Source organism: Neisseria wadsworthii 9715 (genome assembly GCF_000227765.1).
Classification (GTDB): domain Bacteria; phylum Pseudomonadota; class Gammaproteobacteria; order Burkholderiales; family Neisseriaceae; genus Neisseria; species Neisseria wadsworthii.
In genome coordinates, this window is the sequence record NZ_JH165159.1 from 1,774,305 (window position 1) to 1,798,019 (window position 23,715).

The 23,715-nt window shown below is 44.1% G+C and carries 22 protein-coding genes; 17 read left to right on the forward strand and 5 right to left on the reverse strand.

Annotated elements, in window-relative coordinates; all coding sequences use genetic code 11:
* Window positions 1-24: 24 nt before the first annotated feature.
* Together HMPREF9370_RS08150 and HMPREF9370_RS08155 are read left to right on the forward strand one after the other, a co-directional pair.
* Window positions 25-1,152: an aminotransferase class V-fold PLP-dependent enzyme gene (locus HMPREF9370_RS08150; protein WP_040667076.1), complete on the forward strand. Its 1,128-nt coding sequence runs from the start codon at window positions 25-27 to the stop codon at window positions 1,150-1,152.
* A gap of 143 nt (window positions 1,153-1,295) precedes the next feature.
* Window positions 1,296-1,976, forward strand: a complete 681-nt coding sequence (locus tag HMPREF9370_RS08155; protein WP_009116970.1) for an epoxyqueuosine reductase QueH — start codon at window positions 1,296-1,298, stop codon at window positions 1,974-1,976.
* Between the two features lie 199 nt (window positions 1,977-2,175).
* On the opposite strand, the gene HMPREF9370_RS08160 is transcribed toward HMPREF9370_RS08155, so the two are convergent.
* A complete protein-coding gene (locus HMPREF9370_RS08160) occupies window positions 2,176-3,024 on the reverse strand; it encodes a ferritin-like domain-containing protein (protein ID WP_009116971.1) in 849 nt (282 codons plus the stop codon).
* A gap of 275 nt (window positions 3,025-3,299) precedes the next feature.
* On the opposite strand from HMPREF9370_RS08160, the gene lolA reads away from it, so the two are divergent.
* The 4 genes from lolA (at window position 3,300) to pth (ending at window position 5,328) form a co-directional block, all read left to right on the forward strand.
* Window positions 3,300-3,908, forward strand: a complete 609-nt coding sequence (lolA, locus tag HMPREF9370_RS08165) for an outer membrane lipoprotein periplasmic chaperone LolA (RefSeq protein ID WP_009116972.1) — start codon at window positions 3,300-3,302, stop codon at window positions 3,906-3,908.
* Between the two features lie 95 nt (window positions 3,909-4,003).
* The gene (locus HMPREF9370_RS08170) at window positions 4,004-4,435 is read left to right on the forward strand and encodes a type II toxin-antitoxin system RatA family toxin (RefSeq protein WP_009116973.1); all 432 of its coding nucleotides are present in this window, start codon (window positions 4,004-4,006) and stop codon (window positions 4,433-4,435) included.
* A complete protein-coding gene (locus HMPREF9370_RS08175) occupies window positions 4,428-4,730 on the forward strand; it encodes an RnfH family protein (RefSeq protein WP_009116974.1) in 303 nt (100 codons plus the stop codon). The genes HMPREF9370_RS08170 and HMPREF9370_RS08175 overlap by 8 nt, the downstream gene beginning before the upstream one ends.
* 22 nt (window positions 4,731-4,752) lie before the next feature.
* Complete coding sequence (pth, locus tag HMPREF9370_RS08180; protein WP_009116975.1) at window positions 4,753-5,328, forward strand: aminoacyl-tRNA hydrolase; 576 nt, start codon at window positions 4,753-4,755, stop codon at window positions 5,326-5,328.
* A 90-nt stretch (window positions 5,329-5,418) separates the two neighbouring features.
* Here pth and HMPREF9370_RS08185 read toward each other — a convergent pair whose 3' ends face one another.
* Window positions 5,419-6,459: a sensor histidine kinase gene (locus tag HMPREF9370_RS08185; protein ID WP_009116976.1), complete on the reverse strand. Its 1,041-nt coding sequence runs from the start codon at window positions 6,457-6,459 to the stop codon at window positions 5,419-5,421.
* Window positions 6,460-6,517: 58 nt separating this feature from the next.
* Between HMPREF9370_RS08185 and argH the strand changes: the two genes are divergently transcribed.
* On the forward strand, window positions 6,518-7,900 hold the full coding sequence (gene argH / locus HMPREF9370_RS08190; protein WP_040667078.1) for an argininosuccinate lyase: 1,383 nt from the start codon (window positions 6,518-6,520) through the stop codon (window positions 7,898-7,900).
* Between the two features lie 79 nt (window positions 7,901-7,979).
* On the opposite strand, the gene HMPREF9370_RS08195 is transcribed toward argH, so the two are convergent.
* The gene (locus HMPREF9370_RS08195) at window positions 7,980-8,348 is read right to left on the reverse strand and encodes a YkvA family protein (protein WP_009116978.1); all 369 of its coding nucleotides are present in this window, start codon (window positions 8,346-8,348) and stop codon (window positions 7,980-7,982) included.
* Between the two features lie 250 nt (window positions 8,349-8,598).
* Window positions 8,599-9,576: a malate dehydrogenase gene (locus tag HMPREF9370_RS08200; RefSeq protein ID WP_009116979.1), complete on the reverse strand. Its 978-nt coding sequence runs from the start codon at window positions 9,574-9,576 to the stop codon at window positions 8,599-8,601.
* Between the two features lie 629 nt (window positions 9,577-10,205).
* Here HMPREF9370_RS08200 and sdhC point away from each other — a divergent pair.
* From sdhC to lpdA, 10 genes are all read left to right on the forward strand, one after another.
* Window positions 10,206-10,583 (forward strand): succinate dehydrogenase, cytochrome b556 subunit, encoded by a 378-nt coding sequence (sdhC, locus tag HMPREF9370_RS08205; RefSeq protein WP_009116982.1) that lies wholly within the window; start codon window positions 10,206-10,208, stop codon window positions 10,581-10,583.
* Window positions 10,577-10,924, forward strand: a complete 348-nt coding sequence (gene sdhD / locus HMPREF9370_RS08210; protein WP_009116983.1) for a succinate dehydrogenase, hydrophobic membrane anchor protein — start codon at window positions 10,577-10,579, stop codon at window positions 10,922-10,924. The genes sdhC and sdhD overlap by 7 nt, the downstream gene beginning before the upstream one ends.
* Window positions 10,925-10,926: 2 nt before the next feature.
* Window positions 10,927-12,690: a succinate dehydrogenase flavoprotein subunit gene (sdhA, locus tag HMPREF9370_RS08215; RefSeq protein ID WP_009116984.1), complete on the forward strand. Its 1,764-nt coding sequence runs from the start codon at window positions 10,927-10,929 to the stop codon at window positions 12,688-12,690.
* A 12-nt stretch (window positions 12,691-12,702) separates the two neighbouring features.
* Window positions 12,703-13,407: a succinate dehydrogenase iron-sulfur subunit gene (locus HMPREF9370_RS08220; protein WP_009116985.1), complete on the forward strand. Its 705-nt coding sequence runs from the start codon at window positions 12,703-12,705 to the stop codon at window positions 13,405-13,407.
* A 2-nt stretch (window positions 13,408-13,409) separates the two neighbouring features.
* Window positions 13,410-13,658: an FAD assembly factor SdhE gene (locus HMPREF9370_RS08225; protein ID WP_009116986.1), complete on the forward strand. Its 249-nt coding sequence runs from the start codon at window positions 13,410-13,412 to the stop codon at window positions 13,656-13,658.
* A gap of 95 nt (window positions 13,659-13,753) precedes the next feature.
* Entirely contained in the window at window positions 13,754-15,037 is a 1,284-nt protein-coding gene (gene gltA / locus HMPREF9370_RS08230) for a citrate synthase (RefSeq protein WP_009116987.1), read from the forward strand.
* Between the two features lie 193 nt (window positions 15,038-15,230).
* Window positions 15,231-18,065: a 2-oxoglutarate dehydrogenase E1 component gene (locus tag HMPREF9370_RS08235; protein WP_009116988.1), complete on the forward strand. Its 2,835-nt coding sequence runs from the start codon at window positions 15,231-15,233 to the stop codon at window positions 18,063-18,065.
* Window positions 18,066-18,128: 63 nt separating this feature from the next.
* Window positions 18,129-19,322, forward strand: a complete 1,194-nt coding sequence (odhB, locus tag HMPREF9370_RS08240) for a 2-oxoglutarate dehydrogenase complex dihydrolipoyllysine-residue succinyltransferase (RefSeq protein ID WP_009116989.1) — start codon at window positions 18,129-18,131, stop codon at window positions 19,320-19,322.
* A 212-nt stretch (window positions 19,323-19,534) separates the two neighbouring features.
* Entirely contained in the window at window positions 19,535-19,684 is a 150-nt protein-coding gene (locus HMPREF9370_RS12060) for a hypothetical protein (RefSeq protein ID WP_009116991.1), read from the forward strand.
* A gap of 9 nt (window positions 19,685-19,693) precedes the next feature.
* Entirely contained in the window at window positions 19,694-21,127 is a 1,434-nt protein-coding gene (lpdA, locus tag HMPREF9370_RS08245) for a dihydrolipoyl dehydrogenase (RefSeq protein ID WP_009116992.1), read from the forward strand.
* A 216-nt stretch (window positions 21,128-21,343) separates the two neighbouring features.
* Here the strand turns inward: lpdA and nrdA are convergent, their stop codons facing one another.
* Window positions 21,344-23,623: a class 1a ribonucleoside-diphosphate reductase subunit alpha gene (gene nrdA / locus HMPREF9370_RS08250; RefSeq protein WP_009116993.1), complete on the reverse strand. Its 2,280-nt coding sequence runs from the start codon at window positions 23,621-23,623 to the stop codon at window positions 21,344-21,346.
* Window positions 23,624-23,715: the final 92 nt, after the last annotated feature.

A 23,715-nucleotide genomic window follows, 5' to 3' on the forward strand; every position in this document is an offset into this window, starting at 1 on the left:
AAAACAACCAAGGAGAATCTTTTCATGAGCAACACCCTGCCCCGCCCCGAAGTTGACGAAAACGGCTTACTGGAATATTCAGTGGTTTATACCGACCGCGCGTTGAACCACATGTCGCAAAAATTCCGCTCCGCGCTCAACCACATATCCGCCACACTCAAAAAAGTTTACCGCGCCCAACACGTTGCCGTGATCCCCGGCAGCGGCACCTCCGGCATGGAAGCCGTAGCCCGCCAGCTTGCGCGCGGTGAAAAATGCCTGATTGTGCGCAACGGCTTTTTCAGCTTCCGCTGGACTCAGATTCTCGAAAAAGGCGGCTTCGCAGCCGATACCAAAGTGCTTACCGCGCGCCAAGAAGATGCCGCCCAAGCCCCGTTTGCCCCTGCACCGATTGACGAAGTGTGCGCAGAAATTGCCACCTACAAGCCCGCAATTGTGTTTGCACCCCATGTTGAAACCGCATCCGGCATCATGCTGCCCGACAATTACATCCGAAAGCTGGCAGAAGCCACCCACGCAGCCGGCGGCCTGCTGGTTATCGACTGCATCGCATCCGGCTGTATCTGGCTGAATATGGAAGCACTCGGCATCGACATCCTGATTTCCGCCCCGCAAAAAGGCTGGAGCGGCTCGCCCGGCTGCGGCTTGGTTATGCTCAACCAAAAAGCTTACGATAAAGTGCAAACCACCGAATCCGACAGTTTCGCATTAGATTTGAAAAAATGGCTGCAAATTATGGAAGCTTTTGAAAACGGCGGCCATGCTTACCACGCCACCCCGCCCACCGACGCGCTGTTCCAACTCTATGAAGTGATGCAGGAAGCCGAAAGCGCCGGCTTTGAAAACCTGCGCGAAAAACAGCTTGAGCTGGGAAAAAAAATCCGTACTCTACTGATAGAAAAAGGCTATCCGAGCGTTGCCGCACCGGGCTTCGAAGCACCCGGCGTGGTAGTGAGCTACACCACCGATCCCGATATCCAAAGCGGCAAAGCCTTTATCGGCCACGGCCTGCAAATCGCATCCGGCGTGCCGCTGCAATGCGGCGAACGCAGCGATTTCCAAACCTTCCGCCTCGGCCTGTTCGGCTTGGACAAGCTGCAAAATGTCGAACGTACAGTTCAAACTTTCGCCGAAGCCTTAAACAAACTTTAAATTTTTCATACACAAGGCCGCCCGAAACTCTGCTTTCGGGCGGCCTTTCAGTCTGATAAAATATGTGCTTGATATATTTTCAGACAGGCATCGCTTCAGATTAAGCTTCGAATGCCTGTCTGAAACCATTAAGGCACACCATCATGAGCAAACCACAAAACGATAAACCTTTCGAGCGTCCCATCCTCACCCCGCCGGGCGGCCACAAAAAAGTGCTGCTGCATTCTTGCTGCGCGCCCTGCTCCGGCGAAGTGATGGAAGCCATGCTCGCTTCTGGTATTGATTTCACTATTTATTTTTACAACCCGAATATCCACCCGAAAAAAGAATACGAAATCCGCAAAAACGAAAACATCGCCTTTGCCGAAAAACACGGCATCCCCTTTATTGACGCGGATTATGACGTAGACAATTGGTTCGAACGCGCCAAAGGCATGGAAATGGATCCGGAACGCGGCCGCCGCTGCACCATGTGTTTCGACATGCGTTTCGAGCGCACCGCACTTTATGCTCACGAACACGGCTTTCCGGTAATTACCAGCTCCCTCGGCATTTCACGCTGGAAAAACATGAACCAAATCAACGACTGCGGCGTACGCGCAGCAGAAAAATACCCCAATCTGGTTTACTGGGAATACAACTGGCGCAAAGGTGGCGGCAGCGCGCGCATGATTGAAATCAGCAAACGCGAACATTTCTACCAGCAAGAATATTGCGGCTGCGCTTATTCACTTCGTGACACAAACCATCACCGTAAATCCCAAGGTCGCGCTCCGATTAAAATCGGTGTGAAATATTACGGTGACGAAGAAACCGGCGAATAAATACAGCTTTCAACCACCCCTTTACAATGCCTGTCTGAAAACTTTTCAGACAGGCATCACATTTAGAAAACTGACATTGTATACACAAGGCGTATCCCGTAATAAATCAACTTATATAAACCATGCTTATGCCACGCCCGCGCTTAAGCCAAAGATGACGATACTGCTCAATTGGTTCAACTATCTATATCACCCTATATCACCTCAAAGCATTCTGCCAATTCCGCCGTTGGCCGCCCGCTTTCATGCTGTTTTCAAAATCCTCTAGCATATCCAGCTCAAATCGGCTGAAACCCGCCCGCTCTCTTGCTTCTAAATTTACATAACCGCGAAAAATAAACATATCGTAACGCGCCAGCAAATTACGGAACAGCGCCATAGGTTCCAAACCCCGCTGCTCGCAAAGCCACACATACCAATGGTTGCCGATCTGTACATGCCCCACTTCATCGCGGTAAATAATATCCAGCACCTCGCAAGTTTCATCATCTCCCCGCTGCGCCACCTTAGCACGGATACCCGGCGTTACATCCAAACCCCGCGCCTCCAAAACCCTCGGCACCAAAGCCATACGCAACAACGGGTCAAAAGCCGTTTTATAAGCCATGTCCCACAAGTGGTTGTGCGCTTTGAAATCTCCGTAATCAAAGCCGTGTGCACGCAGCCGATCGCGCATCAGCACAAAATGATAGGCCTCCTCTTTCGCCACACGCAGCCAGTCGGCGGTGTATTGCGATGGCAAGCTGCGGAAGCGGTAAGCCGCATCCAGCGCAAGGTTGATGGCATTAAATTCAATATGGCATACCGCATGCAGCATGGCAGCATAACCTTCCGGCGTATTCATTTTGCGTTGAGTCACTTCAGACGGCGGCACCAGCTCCGGCTTTGCCGGATGCCCTGCCACACGAAAATCACGCGGCGGCTCGTCAGCCGAAGCGGTTAAACTGCCTACCGCCCAAGCATCGAATGCTTCGTTGGTCAGTTTACATTTTTCGTCGGCATCATTCGCTGAAAGCGCGGAATAAAGAAGAGAATAAATGCTGTTCATTGCCGTATTATAGCGGATTTGCTTATTCTATCCGGCGCTAAAGAGATTATTTGAAACACTGTTGTATTTAGCATAGGTAAAAGGGTTTTAAATTCAAGTTAAAGCAATTTTTATTGCCGCTTGAATTTTCAAGGGTTTTAATTTAAAACGTGTCTTTACAATTAAACAATGCCTGGCTGAAAAGCAGCCAAGCCCTTGTAAATTCTGCTGAATCGCTTAATATGCTTTGCCAAGCAAACAATAAAATTTATCCGAACAGAGAAAGGATACCCCCAATGAAAAAACTCTTTACCGCTGCCACTATTTTTAGCTTAAGTATCGGCGCAGCCCATGCGGGCGCAATTGATGCCTTGAAGCAGTTTAACAATGATTCCGACGGTATCAGCGGCAACTTCACTCAAACCGTGAAAAGCAAAAAGAAAACCCAATCCGCCAGCGGCTCTTTCCAAATCCGCCGCCCGGGTTTATTTCGTTGGGAATACACCAAGCCTTACAAGCAAACCATCGTAGGTGACGGCAAAACCATTTGGCTATATGATATTGATTTAAAACAAGTTACCAAATCCAACCAAAACCAAACCATTGGCGACAGCCCGGCAGCTATCTTATCCAACAAAACCGCGCTTGAGAGCAGCTATGCCTTGAAAGAAGACGGCTCATCCGACGGCATTGATTATGTGCTCGCCACGCCTAAAAAGAATAATGCCGGCTATCAATATATCCGAATTGGTTTTAAAGGCTCCGCTTTGAGCAATATGCAGCTTAAAGACAGCTTCGGCAACCAAACCACTATTCAATTCAGCAACTTAAATAACAAACCCTCTTTTTCAGGCAACACTTTCACCTTCACGCCGCCTAAAGGCGTAGATGTATTAAGCAACTGATTCAGTAAGCAGAATGCCTGTCTGAAAACATTTCAGACAGGCATTTTGGTTTATAATCGCGCTTTTGTTTAATTTGCCGAAGCACGCTTTCCTTTATGAAAACCGTAGAAAAAAATGTACTCGTTCTGCACTCGGCCGAGCAGATGTTCGAGCTGGTCGACCGCGTTGAAGATTATCCGGATTTCCTGCCTTGGTACGGCAAAACCGAAATCATCTCACGCGAAGGCAACGAATTAAAAGCCCGCCTGTTCATGGATTACAAAGGCGTTAAGCAGTCTTTCGCCACCCACAACCACAACATCCCCGGACGCGAAATCCATATGAATTTACTGGAAGGCCCGTTCAAAACGCTAAACGGCACATGGAAATTCATCCCGTTGGGCGATGATGCCTGCAAAATCGAATTTAAGCTGCAATATGATTTTTCAAACCCATTGCTCGCCACCCTTATCAGCCCGGTTTTCCATCATCTGAGCGGGAAACTGGTAGATTCTTTTATCGAAGAAGCTAATCGCCGCCATGGATAAAATCACCGTTGAAATCGTTTACGGCACCGCGCAACAACAGCATCTTCAACGCATGCAGGTTGATTCCGGCACAACTGCACGCCAAGCTGTGCTGCAAAGCGAAATAGCAGAAATCTTTCCCCAAGCTGATTTAACCAATGCGCCCTTGGGCATTTTCGGCAAGGAAGTGAAAGATAATACGGTTTTGCGTGATAAAGACCGTGTAGAAATTTACCGGCCATTGCAGATTGATCCGAAAGAAGCGCGTCGTTTACGCGTTTCCGGCAATCAGGCCGCAAAAAATAGTGGCAAATAAAACCATTAATACAGGATAAAAGATGACCATCAAAATGATTGTCGGCCTGGGCAATCCGGGCAAAGAATACGAACATACCCGTCATAATGCGGGTTTTTGGCTATTAGACGAGTTGGCTTGGGCATGGAAAGTCCAGTTTAAAGAAGAAAAAAAATTCTTCGGTGATGTGGCTCGTGTCAGCCTGCCTGAAAGTGGTGAAGTGTGGCTGCTGAAACCCAATACATTTATGAATCTCTCCGGTAAAGCCGTAGGCGCGCTTGCGCAGTTTTATAAAATCAAACCAGATGAAATTTTAGTCGTACACGACGAATTGGATATCGCCTGCGGCCGCATCCGTTTCAAGCTTGGCGGCGGCAATGGCGGACACAACGGCTTAAAAGACATTCAAGCCAAACTCAGTACAGCCGATTTTTATCGCTTGCGTCTAGGCATCGGCCATCCGGGAGACCGGAATCTTGTTACCGGCTACGTGCTAAACAAACCAAGCAGCGAAGACAAACAATTGATTGATGAAGCGGTTCATAAATCCATCAAAGGGCTGCCTTTGATTATGTCTGGCAATTTGGAAGAAGCCGTACGCTTTCTGCATAGCGGTTAAGCTCGATCGATAGTGTTTCGACTAATTAAAAACACCATGCCTGTCTGAAAAAATTTTCAGACAGGCATGGTGTTTTAAGCAAAACCTTTATTAATCGTCAAACAAACCGTTTAGAGAAGAAGCTTTTTTGTAATAAGGCAATCGGATATGAATGCGAAACACCGTATCGGTTTTCTCGGTTCTCGCCGTAGCATCGTTGTCATACATCAATGCCAACCGTTCTTTCAAATTTTTCAAAGCCATCGAATTGCCCTTGTGCGGCTTAATGTTCAATTCACTTTCTTGCGGCACATAAGGATTTTCAATGGTAATGTAGATCCAACGGTTTTTTAATTCTGTAATCACGGTGATGCAACCGGGACGGTGGGTTGACTCGATACCGTGGAATACCGCATTCTCCAGCAGCGGTTGTAGCAACAAGTGTGGCGTTTCGGCATCGTTCGGCGCATTATGGTGCCACATCACCTGTACCCGTGTAGGCCCCATGCGAATTTGCTCAATCGCCATATATTCTTGTGCCCATTCAATTTCCTGCCCAAGTGTACTGCTCTGACTACCATCACGTAATTGTGCACGGAATAGATTAGCCAAATTCTCCAACAGCGTTTCCGCATCATAAGGGCGCAGACGAATTAAACTGATAGCGGCGTTCAAACTGTTAAATAAAAAATGGGGGCGGATACGTGCAGTTAACGCAGTCAATCTTGCTTCTGCCAATGCCGGTTGCAACGACTGTCTTCTATTGGCTTCGTAGAACATCAATGCAAATACAGTCATATTAAACTGCCAAAAATGCACCCAAAAATTATCGTGAACTTGCAATAGCACATAATTTATCAAAACAAAAATCAGCAGATTAGTAAGATAAGATATAACGACTTCCTGCTCTCTCGGCAACTTGCTGATATAGTCATACATCAGATAGCCTTTAATCAGAATAGCCAGCAATGTCGGTGCCACCCAGTTAGTCAAATCCAAAATCTGATCAAAATAAGGCCTGTCTGAAATGGTAATCAGCGGCAAAAACAAAACGGACACGGCAATAGTCAGGATAATCCGAACCTGCGAGGCCAGATTCCGCATATTGGGCACCGCGAATTTTAACAGAAAGTGACGTATAATATTGGGCATGAGTTTGGCAGTCTGCTTCGTGACGTTTCTTTAATAATTCATCATTATGGAAGTAAAAATGAATAATAGCAAAACTTGGTCAGGTCGTTTTAACGAACCTGTGTCAGAATTGGTAAAAAAATACACCGGTTCAATTGATTTTGATAAAAGGCTCGCCAAATGGGACATCCAAGGCTCCTTAGCCCATGCCGAAATGCTTCGACAGGCAGGCGTTTTGAGCGATGAAGATGTAACCAACATACAACAAGGCATGACTGAAATCCTTAATGAGATAAAAGCCGGTACGATGCCATGGTCGCTTGACCTTGAAGATGTCCATATGAATATTGAGCGACGCCTGACCGATAAAATCGGTGATGCCGGAAAACGCCTACACACCGGACGAAGCCGTAACGACCAAGTTGCAACCGATATCCGCCTTTGGCTTCGCGATGAAATCAGCGAAATCCGTTTACTCATTCAAGCTTTACAATCTGCTTTGTTAGATTTGGCCGAAGCGCATGCCAATACCGTGATGCCGGGGTTTACCCACTTGCAAGTAGCACAGCCGGTAAGTTTCGGTCATCATATGCTGGCTTACGTTGAAATGCTTGGACGTGATGACGAACGTATGGCCGATTGCCGTAAACGGGTCAATCGCATGCCATTAGGTTCTGCTGCCCTAGCAGGGACTACCTACCCTATCAAACGTGAAATTACTGCACAACTCTTAGGCTTTGAACAAATTTGCCAAAATTCACTTGATGCCGTATCTGACCGCGATTTTGCTATTGAATTCACAGCAGCAGCCTCTTTGCTGATGGTTCATTTGAGCCGTTTGAGTGAAGAATTGATTTTATGGATCAGCCCGCGTTTCGGTTTTATTGATATTGCCGACCGTTTCTGTACCGGTTCCTCCATTATGCCGCAGAAGAAGAATCCGGATGTACCTGAGTTGGTAAGAGGGAAATCCGGACGCGTAATCGGCCATCTTACTGCTCTGATTATGCTGATGAAATCGCAACCGCTTGCTTACAATAAAGACAATCAGGAAGACAAAGAACCTTTATTCGACACAGTAGATACTTTGGTTGACACCTTACGAATTTATGCAGATATGGTGCGCGGCATTACAGTTAAACCCGAAAATATGCGTGCCGCAGTGATGCAGGGATTTGCTACTGCCACAGATCTGGCAGATTATCTGGTTAAAAAAGGCATGCCATTCCGCGACAGCCATGAAGTGGTCGCACAAGCAGTGCGTTATGCGGATGAAAAGAATGTTGATTTAAGCGAATTGCCGCTAAACGTGCTACAAAGCTTTTCTGCTCTGATAGCGGAAGATGTGTATGAAGTGCTCACACCTGAAGGTAGCCTGAATACCCGCAACCATTTGGGGGGCACAGCGCCGGAGCAGGTTCTCTTTCAAGTTGCCCGTTGGAGAAAATTACTGGCAAATTAATGCCTGTCTGAAAACATCATAGAAAAACTGCAAGCTTTTAATAAAGCTTGTAGTTTTTTTCAGACAGGCACTCAGCAACTTAACGACGTAACAGCTGATCGGTTGCTCTCTGTGCTCTGACCTTAATATCTTCAGTCATATAAGCTTTCATCTGCGCATAGACCAAAGCAATTACTGCGATATCATCAGTAAAACCCAACGGGCCTAATAAATCAGGAATACTATCGATCGGACTAAAAAAATAGATTAATGCCCCGGCAATAATCAGCTTAGCACGCTTAGGCACGGCTGGTGATTTGTATAGAAAGTATAATGCATAAAGCTGCTTGACCGCAGGCCCGCCAAGTCGGGCGGCAAATCGCGCCAGTTTTCTTAAAAAGCCAGGCTCATCAAGCTGGCGCCGACGAAATGAAGGAATAAAATCTTCCGGCTTTTTAGTATGGTTCATTTACTATCCTCTGTATGGTGTTGAACTTAAAATAATGCCCCTAATAAGTAGCGTTTCAAGCATTGTATTTCAAGTTTAAAATATTAAATTTATTAAAAATTCACAAAGCCTTACATAATTATTTAGGGACTTAGGAGGCAAAATTCAACGTCATATTGTATACTGATTTTTTACTATACTTATCCAACAGAATGCCTGTCTGAAAACTTTTCAGACAGGCATTTTTTAATTTCTAAAAATTATCGGAAAATTACAGCAAGTGAGCCACACCGGCTTTTTCTTCTTCCAATTCTTTAAGGGTAATGTCAATGCGTTCTTGGCTGAAGCTGTCAATGTCGAGACCTTGAACAATTTTGTATTCGCCATTTTCACAAGTTACCGGGAAGCCAAACATAGTGCCTTCAGGAATACCATAAGAACCATCAGAAGGAATACCCATAGTAACCCATTTTCCGTTTGTGCCCAAAACCCAATCACGGATGTGGTCGATAGCGGCGTTCGCAGCAGAAGCTGCGGAAGATAATCCTCGTGCCTCAATGATTGCAGCTCCGCGTTTGCCCACGGTAGGCAAGAACACTTCTGCATTCCAAACTTGATCGTTAATCATATCTTTTACGCTCTCACCATTGATAGTGGCAAAACGATAATCTGCATACATGGTTGGAGAGTGATTACCCCATACACACAGTTTCTCAATATCTTTAACTGATTTGCCGGTTTTCTCAGCAATTTGGCTAGCTGCACGGTTATGATCCAAACGCAACATTGCAGTAAAATTTTTCGCAGGCAGCTCCGGAGCTGATTTCATAGCAATATAAGCGTTGGTATTCGCAGGATTACCCACTACCAAAACTTTTACATCACGGCTGGCAACTTTATTCAATGCAGCGCCTTGAACAGTGAAAATCTCGGCATTGGCCTGCAACAAATCAGCACGTTCCATACCTTTGCTTCTCGGACGCGCACCCACCAAAATAGCGATATCCGCATCTTTAAACGCCACTTCCGGATCGTCAGAAGCCACCATACCTTCCAGCAGCGGGAATGCACAATCTTGCAGCTCCATCATTACACCCTTAACCGCATTTTGTGCTTGCGGCAAATCCAACAGCTGCAAAATTACTGGTTGGTCTTTACCCAACATCTCACCACTGGCAATGCGGAACAACAGGCTGTAACCAATCTGACCAGCAGCACCGGTAATGGCAACACGAACGGCTTTTTTCATTTAAAACTCTCCTGAGTAAATACTGTTTATTTTGAAAGGCACAAAGCTCAGAACCATAAGCTCTGTCATATGTTAATGGTAATTATGTCAATAGATAAAGAAATTTAAGCAGCAATCACAATCCGCCGCAGCTAAAAATAGTTGAGCCGGCATCCAATTTCCATTTCATTTTGACGATAACGAATAGTCATAGGCTGAAAACACACAGCCTATCCGACGGTGTGTATCATACCAATAAATGTAGGCACTTGTAATTTAATTTTTAACAAAATTATTCAAACACCTTCAATCACACCATTTTGCAACCGACTGAAAAAAATAATATTTATGCCGAATAAACACATCCACCAAATCTATCTGCCCAATTGCTTAAATTTTGCTAAAAATATTGTAAATTATTATGCTCATTAAGCTTTTTTTTAATTCAGCAAGATAACAACATTAAGTTTTTAATGCTGTTGGTAAATTTCATAAAATTATTTACCAAAAAAGACTACACAATCTCACTTAAACAGAGTAAATTACGCCTCAACGTAGTTTATTGTAATTTTCCGGTTGCTGTGAAACTGCGTGGTTTTGAGTGTGTTGAGTATTAATTAGATAGAGAGTTAATTTTAAGAGGAATTGAGATGCAGACGAAAAAACGACCTGTGTTTCTGGATTTACAGCAAATCAAGCTGCCAATTCCAGGGATTGTTTCGATTTTGCACCGGATCAGCGGCGTTATTCTGTTTATTATGTTGCCGATTCTACTGGCATTATTAAGCGGTTCATTAAGCAGCGGAGAAACCTTTGAAACTTATAAGGCATTTGCCGATAATTTCTTTGTTAAGCTTATTCTAATCGGCGTATTATGGGCTTTGATGCATCATTTGATCGCAGGCGTTCGCTTCTTATTATTGGATGCCCATAAAGGCTTAGAGCTGCAAACTGCCCGCAAAACGGCTCGAATCGCACTCTATTCAGGCATTGCGTCTGCTTTGGTATTGGGAGTTGCATTATGGTAAACCGTAAACTAGCCGGAGCTCATTACGGCCTGCGCGATTGGGCAATGCAGCGTATTACCGCTGTAGTGATGTTGGTTTATACCGTCATCTTTTTCTTTTTTCTGTTAAGTATGTTTGGTGCTGATGACTACACCGAATGGCAACAGTTTTTTGGCAAAACTTGGGTTAAAGTCTTTACCCAAACCACTTTTATTGCAGTGTTTTTACATGCATGGGTAGGTATCCGCGACCTTTGGATGGACTATATCAAACCGTTTGGTCTGCGCCTGTTCCTGCAATCTACAACCATCGTTTGGTTGGTAGGCTGCGCCGTTTATTCAATTAAAGTGATTTGGGGTTAATAATGACTTTTCCTGTACGCAAATTTGATGCCGTTATCGTAGGCGGCGGTGGTGCTGGTTTACGCGCGGCACTTCAATTATCAAAAGCCGGTTTAAATACTGCGGTTTTATCAAAAGTATTCCCTACTCGTTCACATACTGTTGCTGCACAAGGCGGTATTTCTGCTTCATTAGGCAATGTACAAGAAGATCGTTGGGATTGGCACATGTACGACACAGTTAAAGGCTCTGACTGGTTAGGAGACCAAGATGCCATTGAATTTATGTGTCGCCGTGCTCCTGAAGCCGTAATTGAATTAGAACATATGGGCATGCCTTTTGACCGTGTAGAAAGCGGCAAAATTTACCAACGCCCTTTCGGAGGTCATACTGCCGAACACGGGAAACGTGCCGTTGAACGCGCTTGTGCCGTAGCTGACCGAACAGGTCATGCCATGTTGCATACACTCTATCAGCAAAATGTACGTGCCAATACCCAATTCTTTGTTGAGTGGACTGCTCTCGATCTGATTCGCGATGAAAACGGGGATGTTGTGGGTGTAACTGTAATGGAAATGGAAACCGGTGACGTATATATTTTCCATGCAAAAGCCGTATTATTCGCTACCGGTGGCGCGGGGCGTATTTACGCTTCATCAACCAATGCTTTCATGAATACAGGTGACGGCCTAGGTATCTGTGCACGTGCCGGTATTCCACTTGAAGATATGGAATTCTGGCAATTCCACCCCACAGGTGTAGCCGGGGCCGGCGTATTGATTACAGAAGGCGTTCGCGGCGAAGGTGGCATCCTTCTGAACTGTGACGGCGAACGCTTTATGGAACGCTATGCGCCAACTGTAAAAGACTTGGCTTCACGTGACGTCGTATCTCGTGCTATGGCTATGGAGATTTACGAGGGTCGCGGTTGCGGTAAAAACAAAGACCACGTTCTTCTAAAAATTGATCACATTGGTGCTGAAAAAATTATGGAAAAATTGCCGGGAATCCGCGAAATTTCCATTCAATTTGCAGGCATCGATCCAATTAAAGATCCAATTCCCGTTGTTCCTACCACGCACTACATGATGGGCGGTATTCCTACCAACTATTTAGGTGAAGTAGTTGTTCCAGAAAACGGCAATCCTGAAGTTGTTGTGAAAGGCTTGTACGCAGCTGGCGAATGTGCTTGTGCCTCCGTGCACGGCGCTAACCGTTTAGGAACCAACTCCTTGTTGGACTTGGTAGTATTTGGCAAGTCTGCCGGTGACAGCATGATTGAATTCATTAGTAATCAATCAGATTGGAAACCCCTACCAGAAAATGCAGGCGAGTTTACCAAACAACGTTTGTATCGCTTGAATAATCAATCTGGCGGCGAAAACGTTGATGAGTTACGCCGTGAACTCCAACGCACTGTGCAGTTGCACGCGGGCGTTTTCCGTACCGATGCAATTCTGAAAGAAGGCGTAGACAAAGTTTTGGCTCTGTATGAACGCAGTAAGAACACAGAAATCAAAGATAAAAGCCAAGTTTGGAATACAGCCCGAATCGAAGCTTTAGAGCTGGACAACCTGATGGAAGTAGCCAAGGCTACATTGCTCTCAGCAGAGGCCCGCAAAGAATCTCGAGGGGCTCACGCATCTGATGACCACCCTGAACGCGATGACGAAAACTGGATGAAGCATACCCTGTTTTATTCAGCGGACAACAGCCTCCATTACAAACCGGTTCACACCAAACCACTTACCGTAGATTATATCGAGCCGGCTAAACGCGTTTACTAAGGAACACACAACATGGAAAAAGTACGTTTCAAAGTGTACCGCTATAATCCTGATGTGGATGCTAAGCCGTACATGAAAGATTATGAGATTGAAATTGAACCAACCGACGTTAAGCTGTTAGATGCAATGGTTAAAATCAAAGCTCAAGATGACAGTTTTTCTTTCCGTCGCTCATGCCGTGAAGGTATTTGCGGCTCAGACGGCATGAACATTAACGGTAAAAATGGTTTGGCTTGTTTAACAGATATCCGTAGCCTGCCACAACCTATCGTACTCCGCCCACTACCGGGTTTACCTGTGATTCGTGATTTGATTGTGGATATGACCCAATTCTTCAAACAATATCACTCTATCAAACCATATGTAGTGAATGATACGCCTGCACCTGAGCGTGAACGTTTACAATCTCAGGAAGAGCGTAAAGAATTAGATGGTCTATATGAATGTATCCTCTGCGCTTGCTGCTCAACGGCCTGCCCTTCTTTTTGGTGGAACCCTGACAAATTTGTCGGTCCTTCAGGTTTGTTAAACGCTTATCGTTTTATCGCAGATAGCCGTGACACTATTACCAACGAGCGTTTGGATAATTTAAATGACCCATATCGATTGTTTCGTTGCCACACAATTATGAATTGTGTAGACGTTTGTCCGAAGCATCTCAACCCTACACGTGCTATCGGTAAGATTAAAGAAATAATGTTGAAACGAGCCATCTAAATATGGTAACTTTTGACGAATCTGCGAAACGGCGCATCCGTTTCCTCACACGCCGTGGACTGCTTGAGCTAGATATCTTGCTTGGGCGGTTCATGGAAACAGAATTCCAGCACTTAAGTGATGAAGAACTTGTGATATTTGTGGAAATCTTAGATTTGCCAGATCAAGAATTCTTAGCTTTGGTTAATCAAAAAGAGCAAACAGATCGCGATGATTTCAAACTGATTCTGGAAAAAATCAGAAATGCTTGATTTGGCATATATAAATAAATTGTATATTTATATACATCCAAGCGGCTTTCTGAGGTTTCAACAAAACCCGAAGATAAGAATAAAGGAGTTAAGAGATGTCTAAAACCGTTAAAGTACAAATTGAAGGCAAAGAAACCTTAGAGTTACCTGTATTGCAAGGTACTTTAGGACATGATGTAGTAGACATCAGAACCTTCACAAAAGGCTCAAATATGTTTACTTTTGACCCCGGCTTTGTATCTACTGCAAGCTGTGAATCAAAGATCACCTTCATCGACGGAGAAAAAGGTCAACTCTATTACCGTGGCTATCCCATTGAGCAACTCGCTGAACATAGCGATTACCTTGAAACCTGCTATCTACTGATTTACGGCGAACTTCCAACTGCAGAACAAAAAGAGAAGTTCGTTAACACAGTAACGAAACATACCATGTTGCATGAACAGCTAACTTGGTTCTTCCGTGGTTTCCGTCGTGATGCACACCCGATGGCCATGATGGTTGGTGTAGTAGGCGCATTATCTGCCTTCTACCAAGACAGCTTGGAAATTTCTGATCCAGAACACCGTAAAATTGCAATCTATCGATTAATTTCCAAGATTCCAACGATCGCTGCAATGTGCTACCGTTATTCCAATGGTTTACCTTTTAACTATCCTCGCAATGACTTGTCTTATACTGCTAATTTCATGTATATGACATTCGCTACTCCTTGTGAGCCTTACGAGCCAAATCCTGTTTTGGTAAAAGCTTTGGATCGCATCTTCATTCTGCACGCAGATCATGAGCAAAACGCCTCTACTTCAACTGTGCGTTTGGCTGGTTCGTCCGGCGCCAACCCATTTGCATGTATCGCCGCCGGCATCGCAAGCTTGTGGGGTCCTGCTCACGGTGGTGCCAATGAAGCCGTGCTGAAAATGCTGGATGAAATCGGTGACGTATCTAATGTGGCTGCTTTCATGGAAGGTGTGAAAGAGCGTAAATACCGCTTAATGGGTTTTGGTCACCGTGTATATCGCAATATGGATCCACGAGCCAGCATTATGCGCGAAACTTGTTATGAAGTTTTGAAAGAGCTTGGCTTAGAGAACGATCCGAAGTTCAAGTTGGCTATGGAATTAGAGAAAATCGCTCTGAACGATCCATTCTTCATTGAACGTAAACTCTATCCGAACGTAGACTTCTACTCCGGTATCGTACTGTCTGCTTTAGGTATCCCAGTATCCATGTTTACTGTAATCTTCGCTTTGGCTCGTACCGTAGGCTGGATTTCACACTGGCATGAAATGATTAGCGACCCGAACCAAAAAATCGGCCGTCCACGCCAACTGTACACAGGCTCAGCCCGTCGTGACTTCGTTCCAGTAGACAAACGTTAATTTTTTACCGATAAGTTTTCAGACAGGCACTCTCAAATCATCAATGCCTGTCTGAAAACTAACTTATATTTAACATCAAAATACACTCAAACTTTAGCAGCGTATCGCATTCACACATTTACCACTCCCCTAACGGATAAACCAATTTTTAGATTTATTCTAATTTTTTCACTTTCAATGCAAAGACATAGCTATGATGGATGAACAACAAAGTTTTTCATATCTGTTTGGTTCCAATGCTCCCTATATTGAAGAGCTTTATGAGAACTATCTGAACGACCCAGATTCGGTTAACGATCATTGGAAGCAATACTTCTCTCAACTAGCAGCCCAGCCTGGTGCAGTTGAACGTGATATTGCTCATCGACCAATTCAGGAGTCTTTCGCTAATTTGGCAAAACAAAAAACCACTGCAGCCATTGTTGGCGGCTTGGATGAAACCCTGCTAAAAAAACAAGTTGGTGTATTACGTTTGATGTCTGCATACCGTATTCAAGGTGTCGGTGCTGCTCAGCTGGATCCACTCAATCGTATGCCACCTCGCAATCTTGATGCACTCGACCCGAAATTTCACGGTTTAAGCGATGCCGATATGGCTGTACGCTTTAGCGTCGGAGAAGGTGATTTCTCTGGCGACGATAAAATGACTTTGTCTGATATCGTCAGCAAACTCAAACAAACCTATTGCGGGCATATCGGTGTGGAATATATGTATATTGCCAACACAGAAGAACGCCGCTGGATCCGTAATTATTTTGAAGGAACATTATCTACTCCTTCTTTTAATACCGAACAAAAACGCTATATTCTAAAACAAGTTACTGCTGCTGAAACTTTGGAGCGCTACCTACATACTAAATATGTCGGTCAAAAACGCTTTTCTGTTGAAGGTGGTGAAAGCTCAATCGCCGGTTTAAATTATTTAATTCAAAATGCAGGTAGAGACGGTGTAGAAGAGGTCATCATCGGCATGGCACACCGTGGCCGTTTAAATGTATTGGTTAATACATTAGGTAAAAAACCAAGCGACCTATTTGCGGAATTCGAAGGCAAAGCTGCAATTACATTGCCAAGTGGTGACGTGAAATACCACATGGGTTTTAGCTCCGACATTGCCACACCCAACGGCCCTATGCATGTTTCACTCGCATTTAACCCTTCCCACTTGGAAATTGTAAATCCGGTAGTAGAAGGCTCAACGCGCGCAAAACAACGTCGCCGCGGCGAAAACGGCCAAGAACAAGTTCTTCCTGTTTTGATTCACGGTGACTCTGCATTTATCGGTCTAGGCGTTAACCAAGCAACATTTAACCTTTCTAAAACCCGCGGTTATACCACAGGTGGTACTATCCATTTGGTTATCAACAACCAGATCGGCTTTACCACATCAGACACACGAGATGTGCGCTCTACCGTTTATTGTACGGACATCGCAAAAATGGTGGAAGCACCAGTATTCCATGTAAACGGAGATGATCCCGAAGCAGTGTGTTTCGTTGTACAGGCTGCTTTAGACTACCGAAAACAATTCAAAAAAGATGTGGTTATCGATTTAGTATGTTATCGCAAACTTGGTCATAATGAAGGCGACGATCCGACATTAACCCAACCGATGATGTATAAAAAAGTTAGCCAGCATCCAGGCACTCGTGCTTTATACGCAGATAAGCTGATCAACGAAGGCGTTGTAACTAAAGAAGAAGCAGAAAGCTATATTCAAACATACCGCGACGCATTAGATAAAGGCGAGCATGTAGAGCAAACTCGTTTGACCGACTACGAAAGCAAACACCGTATTGATTGGTCTAAATACCAAAGCAAAGATTGGCGTGAAAAAGTTGAAAGTGGTTTACCTGCAGCCGATATTAAACGCTTAACAGATAAATTTACTGAAATACCTGACAATTTTGCTTTGCACAACACCATTAAACGAGTTATCGATACCCGTAAAGCCATGGCTTCCGGCGAGCAACCAATCGATTGGGGTATGGCTGAAACTTTAGCTTACGCAAGTTTGGTTACTAATGGTATCGGTGTCCGTATTTCAGGAGAAGACTCCGGTCGAGGTACATTCTCTCACCGCCATGCAGTATTCCACGATCAAAATCGTGAAAAGTCAGATGGCGGCACATACATTCCTCTGCGCAATATGAGTGAGGGCCAAGCAAGTTTCTCCGTTATTGATTCCATTCTTAACGAAGAAGCAGTAATGGCCTACGAGTACGGCTACGCATGTTCTGCACCTAATAAACTTGTTATTTGGGAAGCTCAGTTCGGTGACTTTGCCAATGGCGCGCAAGTGGTTATTGATCAGTTTATTTCTTCAGGCGAAACCAAGTGGGGACGTTTGTGCGGCTTAACGACTATTCTGCCACACGGCTATGACGGACAAGGCCCCGAGCACTCATCTGCGCGTTTAGAGCGCTGGTTACAACTATGCTCAGAAGAAAACATGCAAATTGTTATGCTTTCAGAAGCCTCTCAAATGTTCCATGTTTTGAGACGCCAATCTTTAAGATCTCTTCGCAGACCGCTTGTAATCTTTATGTCTAAACGCTTACTGCGCTTTAAAGATTCAATGAGCCCGCTTGAAAACTTTACTGAAAGCTCTGAATTCCGCCCTCTTATCGGCGATGTGGTTCAACGTAAAGACAATAACAGCGTGCAGCGCATCATTCTGTGCGCAGGTCAGGTGTATTATGACTTGGCCGCCGCTCGAGAAGAGCGTAAATTGCTTGATAATATCGCCATCGTTCGTGTTGAGCAGCTTTATCCATTCCCATATGAAGAAATTCAAGCTGAACTAGCTAAATATCCAAATGCAAAAGAAGTTATGTGGGCACAGGAAGAACCCCGCAATCAAGGGGCCTTCCACCAAATTCGCCACCGCATTGAACGCGTATTAAATGGTTCACAAAAACTATCTTATGCAGGTCGACCAACCAGTGCCTCACCGGCTGTTGGCTATATGAGCAAGCACGTTGCCCAACTTAAACAGTTGGTTGATGATGCAATGAACCTGAATTAATCTTACAAATGCCTGTCTGAAAAACATCATTTTCAGACAGGCCTACCCAAACCGGAGAATAAAATGATTGTTGAAGTAAATGTTCCTGTATTTGCCGAAAGCATTACTGAAGGTACCTTATTATCTTGGCACAAAAAAGTTGGAGAGCCTGTTGCTCGTGATGAAGTATTGGTAGATATCGAAACGGATAAAGTTGTATTAGAAGTACCTGCCCCTCAAGCAGGCGTACTGGTAGAAATTATCGTACAAGACGGTGAAACCGTTGAAACTCAACAACTCTTAGCTAAAATTGATACCGAAGCTGCTGCTTCTACTCAAGAAGCACCCGCACAAGAAGCTCCACCAGCAGCAGCGCAAACAAGTGCGGCACCAGCTTCATCTTCACAATCTGGTGTTGCCATGCCAGCTGCAGCCAAGTTGGCGGCAGAAAAAGGGGTGGACATCAGCAACGTACAAGGTTCGGGTCGTGACGGTCGAGTTTTGAAAGAAGATGTACAAAACGCAGCACCTTCTACACCTAAAGCCACCCCTGCGACTGCACCTCTACCTGTCGGCGAACGTCCTGAACAACGTGTTCCGATGAGCCGACTACGTGCCCGAGTTGCCGAACGTCTACTGGCATCACAACAAGAAAATGCAATCTTAACCACCTTCAATGAAGTGAACATGAAGCCGGTGATGGATTTGCGCAATAAATACAAAGAAAAATTTGAAAAAGAACATGGAGTCAAACTTGGCTTTATGTCATTCTTTGTTAAAGCAGCTGTTGCAGCTTTGAAGAAATTCCCAGTTGTAAATGCATCCGTTGACGGTAAAGATATCGTTTATCATGGTTACTTCGATATCGGTATCGCTATCGGCAGCCCACGTGGTTTGGTTGTACCTATCCTGCGAGATGCGGATCAAATGAGCATCGCCGATATTGAAAGAGCTATTGTTGATTACGCCGTAAAAGCCAAAGACGGTAAAATTGCTATTGAAGATTTAACCGGTGGCACGTTCAGCATCACCAATGGTGGTACTTTCGGTTCCATGATGTCTACCCCTATCATCAACCCGCCACAATCTGCTATTTTGGGTATGCACGCAACCAAAGAGCGAGCAGTAGTGGAAAACGGCCAGGTCGTTGTACGTCCGATGATGTACTTAGCTTTATCTTACGACCACCGAATCATCGATGGTAGAGAAGCTGTGTTGACGCTTGTTACCATCAAAGATTTATTGGAAGATCCTGCTCGCCTGCTGCTTGATTTATAAGAGCAATTTCAGACAGGCATATTTGAAATATGCCTGTCTGAAATTCCACGTAAGGGAGTGCAAGCATGAAATATTTAACTTTATTATTCACCGGCCTAACCTTAGTTGCCTGCGCAACACCAAACCCCGCATATACGCTCACGGCTTAAACAGCCAAAGGTAAAATATTAGGAAAAAAAGTCGAACTTTCCTCGAATAAGGCGGGTATTCCGATGATGCGTGATACATTATGCAAAACCTATCCCAACGCCATCATTCATGTCCGGGATAAAAATGGTAATGAAGCTCGGAATATAGCCCTTATGTTTGCCGTTAAATTTCATGCTGCAAAATATCAAAAACCAATATTTAAAATATCTTAAGGATAAACTATGTCTCAATATGATGTTGTTGTAATCGGCGCTGGCCCTGGTGGTTATATTGCTGCTATCCGAGCCGCACAACTTGGCTTCAAAACTGCCTGTATTGATGCTGGTGTCAATAAAGCCGGCGATGCACCCGCACTTGGTGGAACTTGTTTAAATGTCGGATGCATTCCTTCTAAAGCACTTTTACAATCAAGCGAACATTTTCATGCTGCGCAACATGATTTTGCCGAACACGGTATCAATATAGGCAGCGTTAAGTTTGATGCAGCTAAGATGATTGAACGCAAGGATGCCATCGTTACCAAACTTACCGGTGGCATCTCATTCCTCTTCAAAAAAAATAAAGTCGAGAGCATTCATGGCAAAGGATCATTTAAGGGTAAAAACGGTGATCTGTATCAAATTGAAGTGGACAATAAAGGCGAAAAAAGCTTGGTTGAAGCTAAAAATGTTATCGTTGCTACCGGCTCTGTGCCACGCCCACTGCCTCAAATTGCTATCGATAACATCAATGTATTGGATAATGAAGGCGCCCTCAATTTAACAAAAATACCCAAAAAGCTTGGTATCATCGGTGCCGGCGTGATTGGCTTGGAAATGGGTTCTGTTTGGAAACGAGTGGGGTCGGATGTAACTATTTTAGAAGTACTCCCCACATTCTTGGCCGCAGCAGACCAACAGATTGCTAAAGAGGCATTCAAATACTTCACCAAAGAGCAAGACTTAGATATTCAACTGGGCGTAAAAATCGGTGAAATCGAAAGTAAAAAGCAAGGTGTAACCATCAATTATGAAACTGCCGATAGTCAGGCCAAAAAAGAAACCTTTGATAAACTTATCGTTTCTATTGGTCGCATTCCTAATACAGACGGTTTGAATGTCGAAGCCGTAGGTTTGGAAAAGGACGAACGTGGTTTTGTGAAGGTAGATGATGAATGCCGCACCAATTTACCGAATGTTTGGGCAATCGGAGATGTCGTACGCGGTCCTATGCTGGCGCATAAAGCAAGCGAAGAAGGCGTTGCTGTCGCAGAAAGAATTGCTGGTCAAAAGCCTCATTTAGATGCTAATACCATTCCTTTCGTTATCTACACCGACCCCGAAATTGCATGGGTAGGAAAAACTGAAGAACAGCTTAAAGCTGAAGGTATCGAATATAAAAAAGGAACTTCAGGCTTTGGAGCGAATGGTCGAGCTTTGGGGCTAGGCAAAGCAAAAGGCACAGTAAAAATTCTCTCTGACGCAAAAACTGACCGTATTTTAGGTGTACATATGGTTGGGCCAATGGTTAGCGAATTAATAACCGAAGGTGTTATAGGTTTAGAATTCAAAGCATCCAGTGAAGATATTGCCCGTATTATTCACGCACACCCAACTTTATCTGAAGTATTGCATGAAGCAGCGCTAGCTGTAGATAAACGCGCTTTACATGGATAATTTACATTCTTTCATTATAAAAGACCGTTCAATGAACGGTCTTTTTTGTCAGCTAGGAAAGGTAGACTTAATGGGCTGTTGAAATAATAAAAATCGCTGAAAGTCTTATCTTATAGACTTACAACGATTTTTTCCAATGAATGAAAAAGAACATTTAACCTGATTATCAAGTGTAGTTTTTATCTTTGTCATTCAATCAAACATACTATAATGCCATCAAATTTTACAAGCACCGCCCGCACAACCATCATCTTGTAAATCCACTTGCGTATCATCCGCACCATCGCGCGTATTATGATAATACAATGTTTTCAAACCATATTTATATGCTGTCAACAAATCTTTAAGCATTTGCTTCATAGGCACGCGACCGCCTTCAAAACGCTGTGGGTCATAGCTGGTATTAGCAGAAATAGCTTGATCAACAAACTTCTGCATAATCCCCACTAATTTTATGTACCCATCATTATTTTTCATCTGCCATAACAGTTCATAATCATTCTTTAAACGCTGAAATTCAGGTACAACCTGTTTCAATATTCCGTCTTTAGAAGCTTTGATTGAAACCAGTCCGCGCGGGGGCTCAATACCATTGGTTGCATTCGCTATTTGGCTGGAGGTTTCTGACGGCATCAAAGCAGTTAATGTAGAATTACGTAAACCATATTTTAAAATTTCAGAACGCAAGCCCCCCCAATCTAAATGGAGCGGCTCATTACAAATACTGTCTAAATCTTTTTTGTAAGTATCAATTGGCAACTTTCCTTGAGAATAAGTGGTCTCTTTAAACAAAGGACACGCACCATATTCTTTAGCCAACGCAACTGAAGCTTTCAATAAATAATATTGGATGGCTTCAAAAGTTCTGTGTGTTAAATCAATGGCAGAATCATCGCTGTATCTCACACCGTTTTTAGCCAAATAATAAGCATAGTTAATTACACCAATACCCAAGGTTCGGCGGTTCATTGTGGCATTATAAGCAGCTTTCACAGGGTAATCCTGATAATCAAGCAAAGCATCTAATGCGCGAACTGCCAAATCAGCCAAGCTTTCCAGCTCATCCAAACTTTCCAATGCGCCAAGATTAAATGCAGATAACGTGCACAGGGCAATTTCACCATTTTCATCATTGATGTCATTCAATGGTTTGGTTGGTAATGCTATTTCTAAACACAAATTTGATTGGCGAACCGGAGCTACTTTGGGGTCAAATGGGCTATGCGTATTGCAATGATCCACATTCTGAATGTAAATACGTCCGGTACTTGCTCGCTCTTGCATCAATAAGGAGAATAAGTCCGTCGCTGGAATAACACGTTTACGGATATTTTCATCTTGCTCATACTTAGTATAAAGCCGCTCAAATTCATCCTGATCTTCAAAGAATGCATCATACAAGCCAGGAACTTCGTGAGGAGAAAATAAAGCAATATTTGCTCCCTTAATCAAACGTGTATAGAGCAAACGGTTGATCTGCACACCATAATCGAGATGCCGCACACGGTTATCTTCTACGCCCCGATTGTTTTTCAAGACTAAGAGACTTTCCACTTCAAGATGCCAAAGCGGATAAAACAATGTTGCTGCACCACCGCGCACACCTCCTTGAGAACACGATTTCACGGCCGCCTGAAACATTTTAAAGAAAGGAATACAGCCCGTATGCTGAGCCTCTCCTCCGCGAATCGCACTACCTAATCCACGGATACGACCGGCATTAATGCCGATCCCTGCACGTTGGGAAACATATTTAACAATTGAGCTGGTAGTAGCATTAATACTGTCTAAACTGTCGTCACACTCGATTAACACGCATGAACTAAATTGGCGTGTTGGCGTACGCACGCCGCTCATTATTGGTGTGGGCAATGAAATTTTAAATTGACTGGTAGCATCGTAAAAACGCTTAACATAATTTAAGCGGCTTTCTTTAGGATATCTGGCAAATAAACACATGGAGACCAACACGTACAAAAACTGAGGTGTTTCATAAATTTCGCGTGTTACCCGGTTTTGTACCAGATATTTGCCTTCAAGCTGCTTCACAGCAGCATATGAAAAAGTCATATCCCGCTCATGATCTATATAATCATTCAGCTCGTTAAATTCTGCTTCGGTATAGTCTTCTAGAAGGTGTTTGTCATATTTACCTTCTGCCACCAGTTTAGAAACATGAGTGAATAAGTGTGGGGGCTCATATTGGCCGTAAGCAATTTTGCGTAAATGGAAAATGGCCAAACGCGCAGCTAAATATTGATAGTCGGGAGATTCTTCCGAAATTAAATCCGCTGCCGCCTTGATGATGGTTTCATGAATATCGTCTGTACGTATTCCATTATAGAACTGGATGTGCGATTTCAATTCAACCTGAGAAACAGAAACGTTATCCAAACCTTCCGCCGCCCAAGTAATAACACGGTGGATTTTGTCTAAATTCAGTTCTTCTAAACGACCATCTCGCTTTGTCACTTTCAGGTTGCTTGTTGCATTCATCAGTTCATCCTAAGTCACTTCAAATATTAATTTAATAGGTCTCTAGTGGGTACACTATTTTTCAACAATATATAATATTTTTCTGGCTTTAG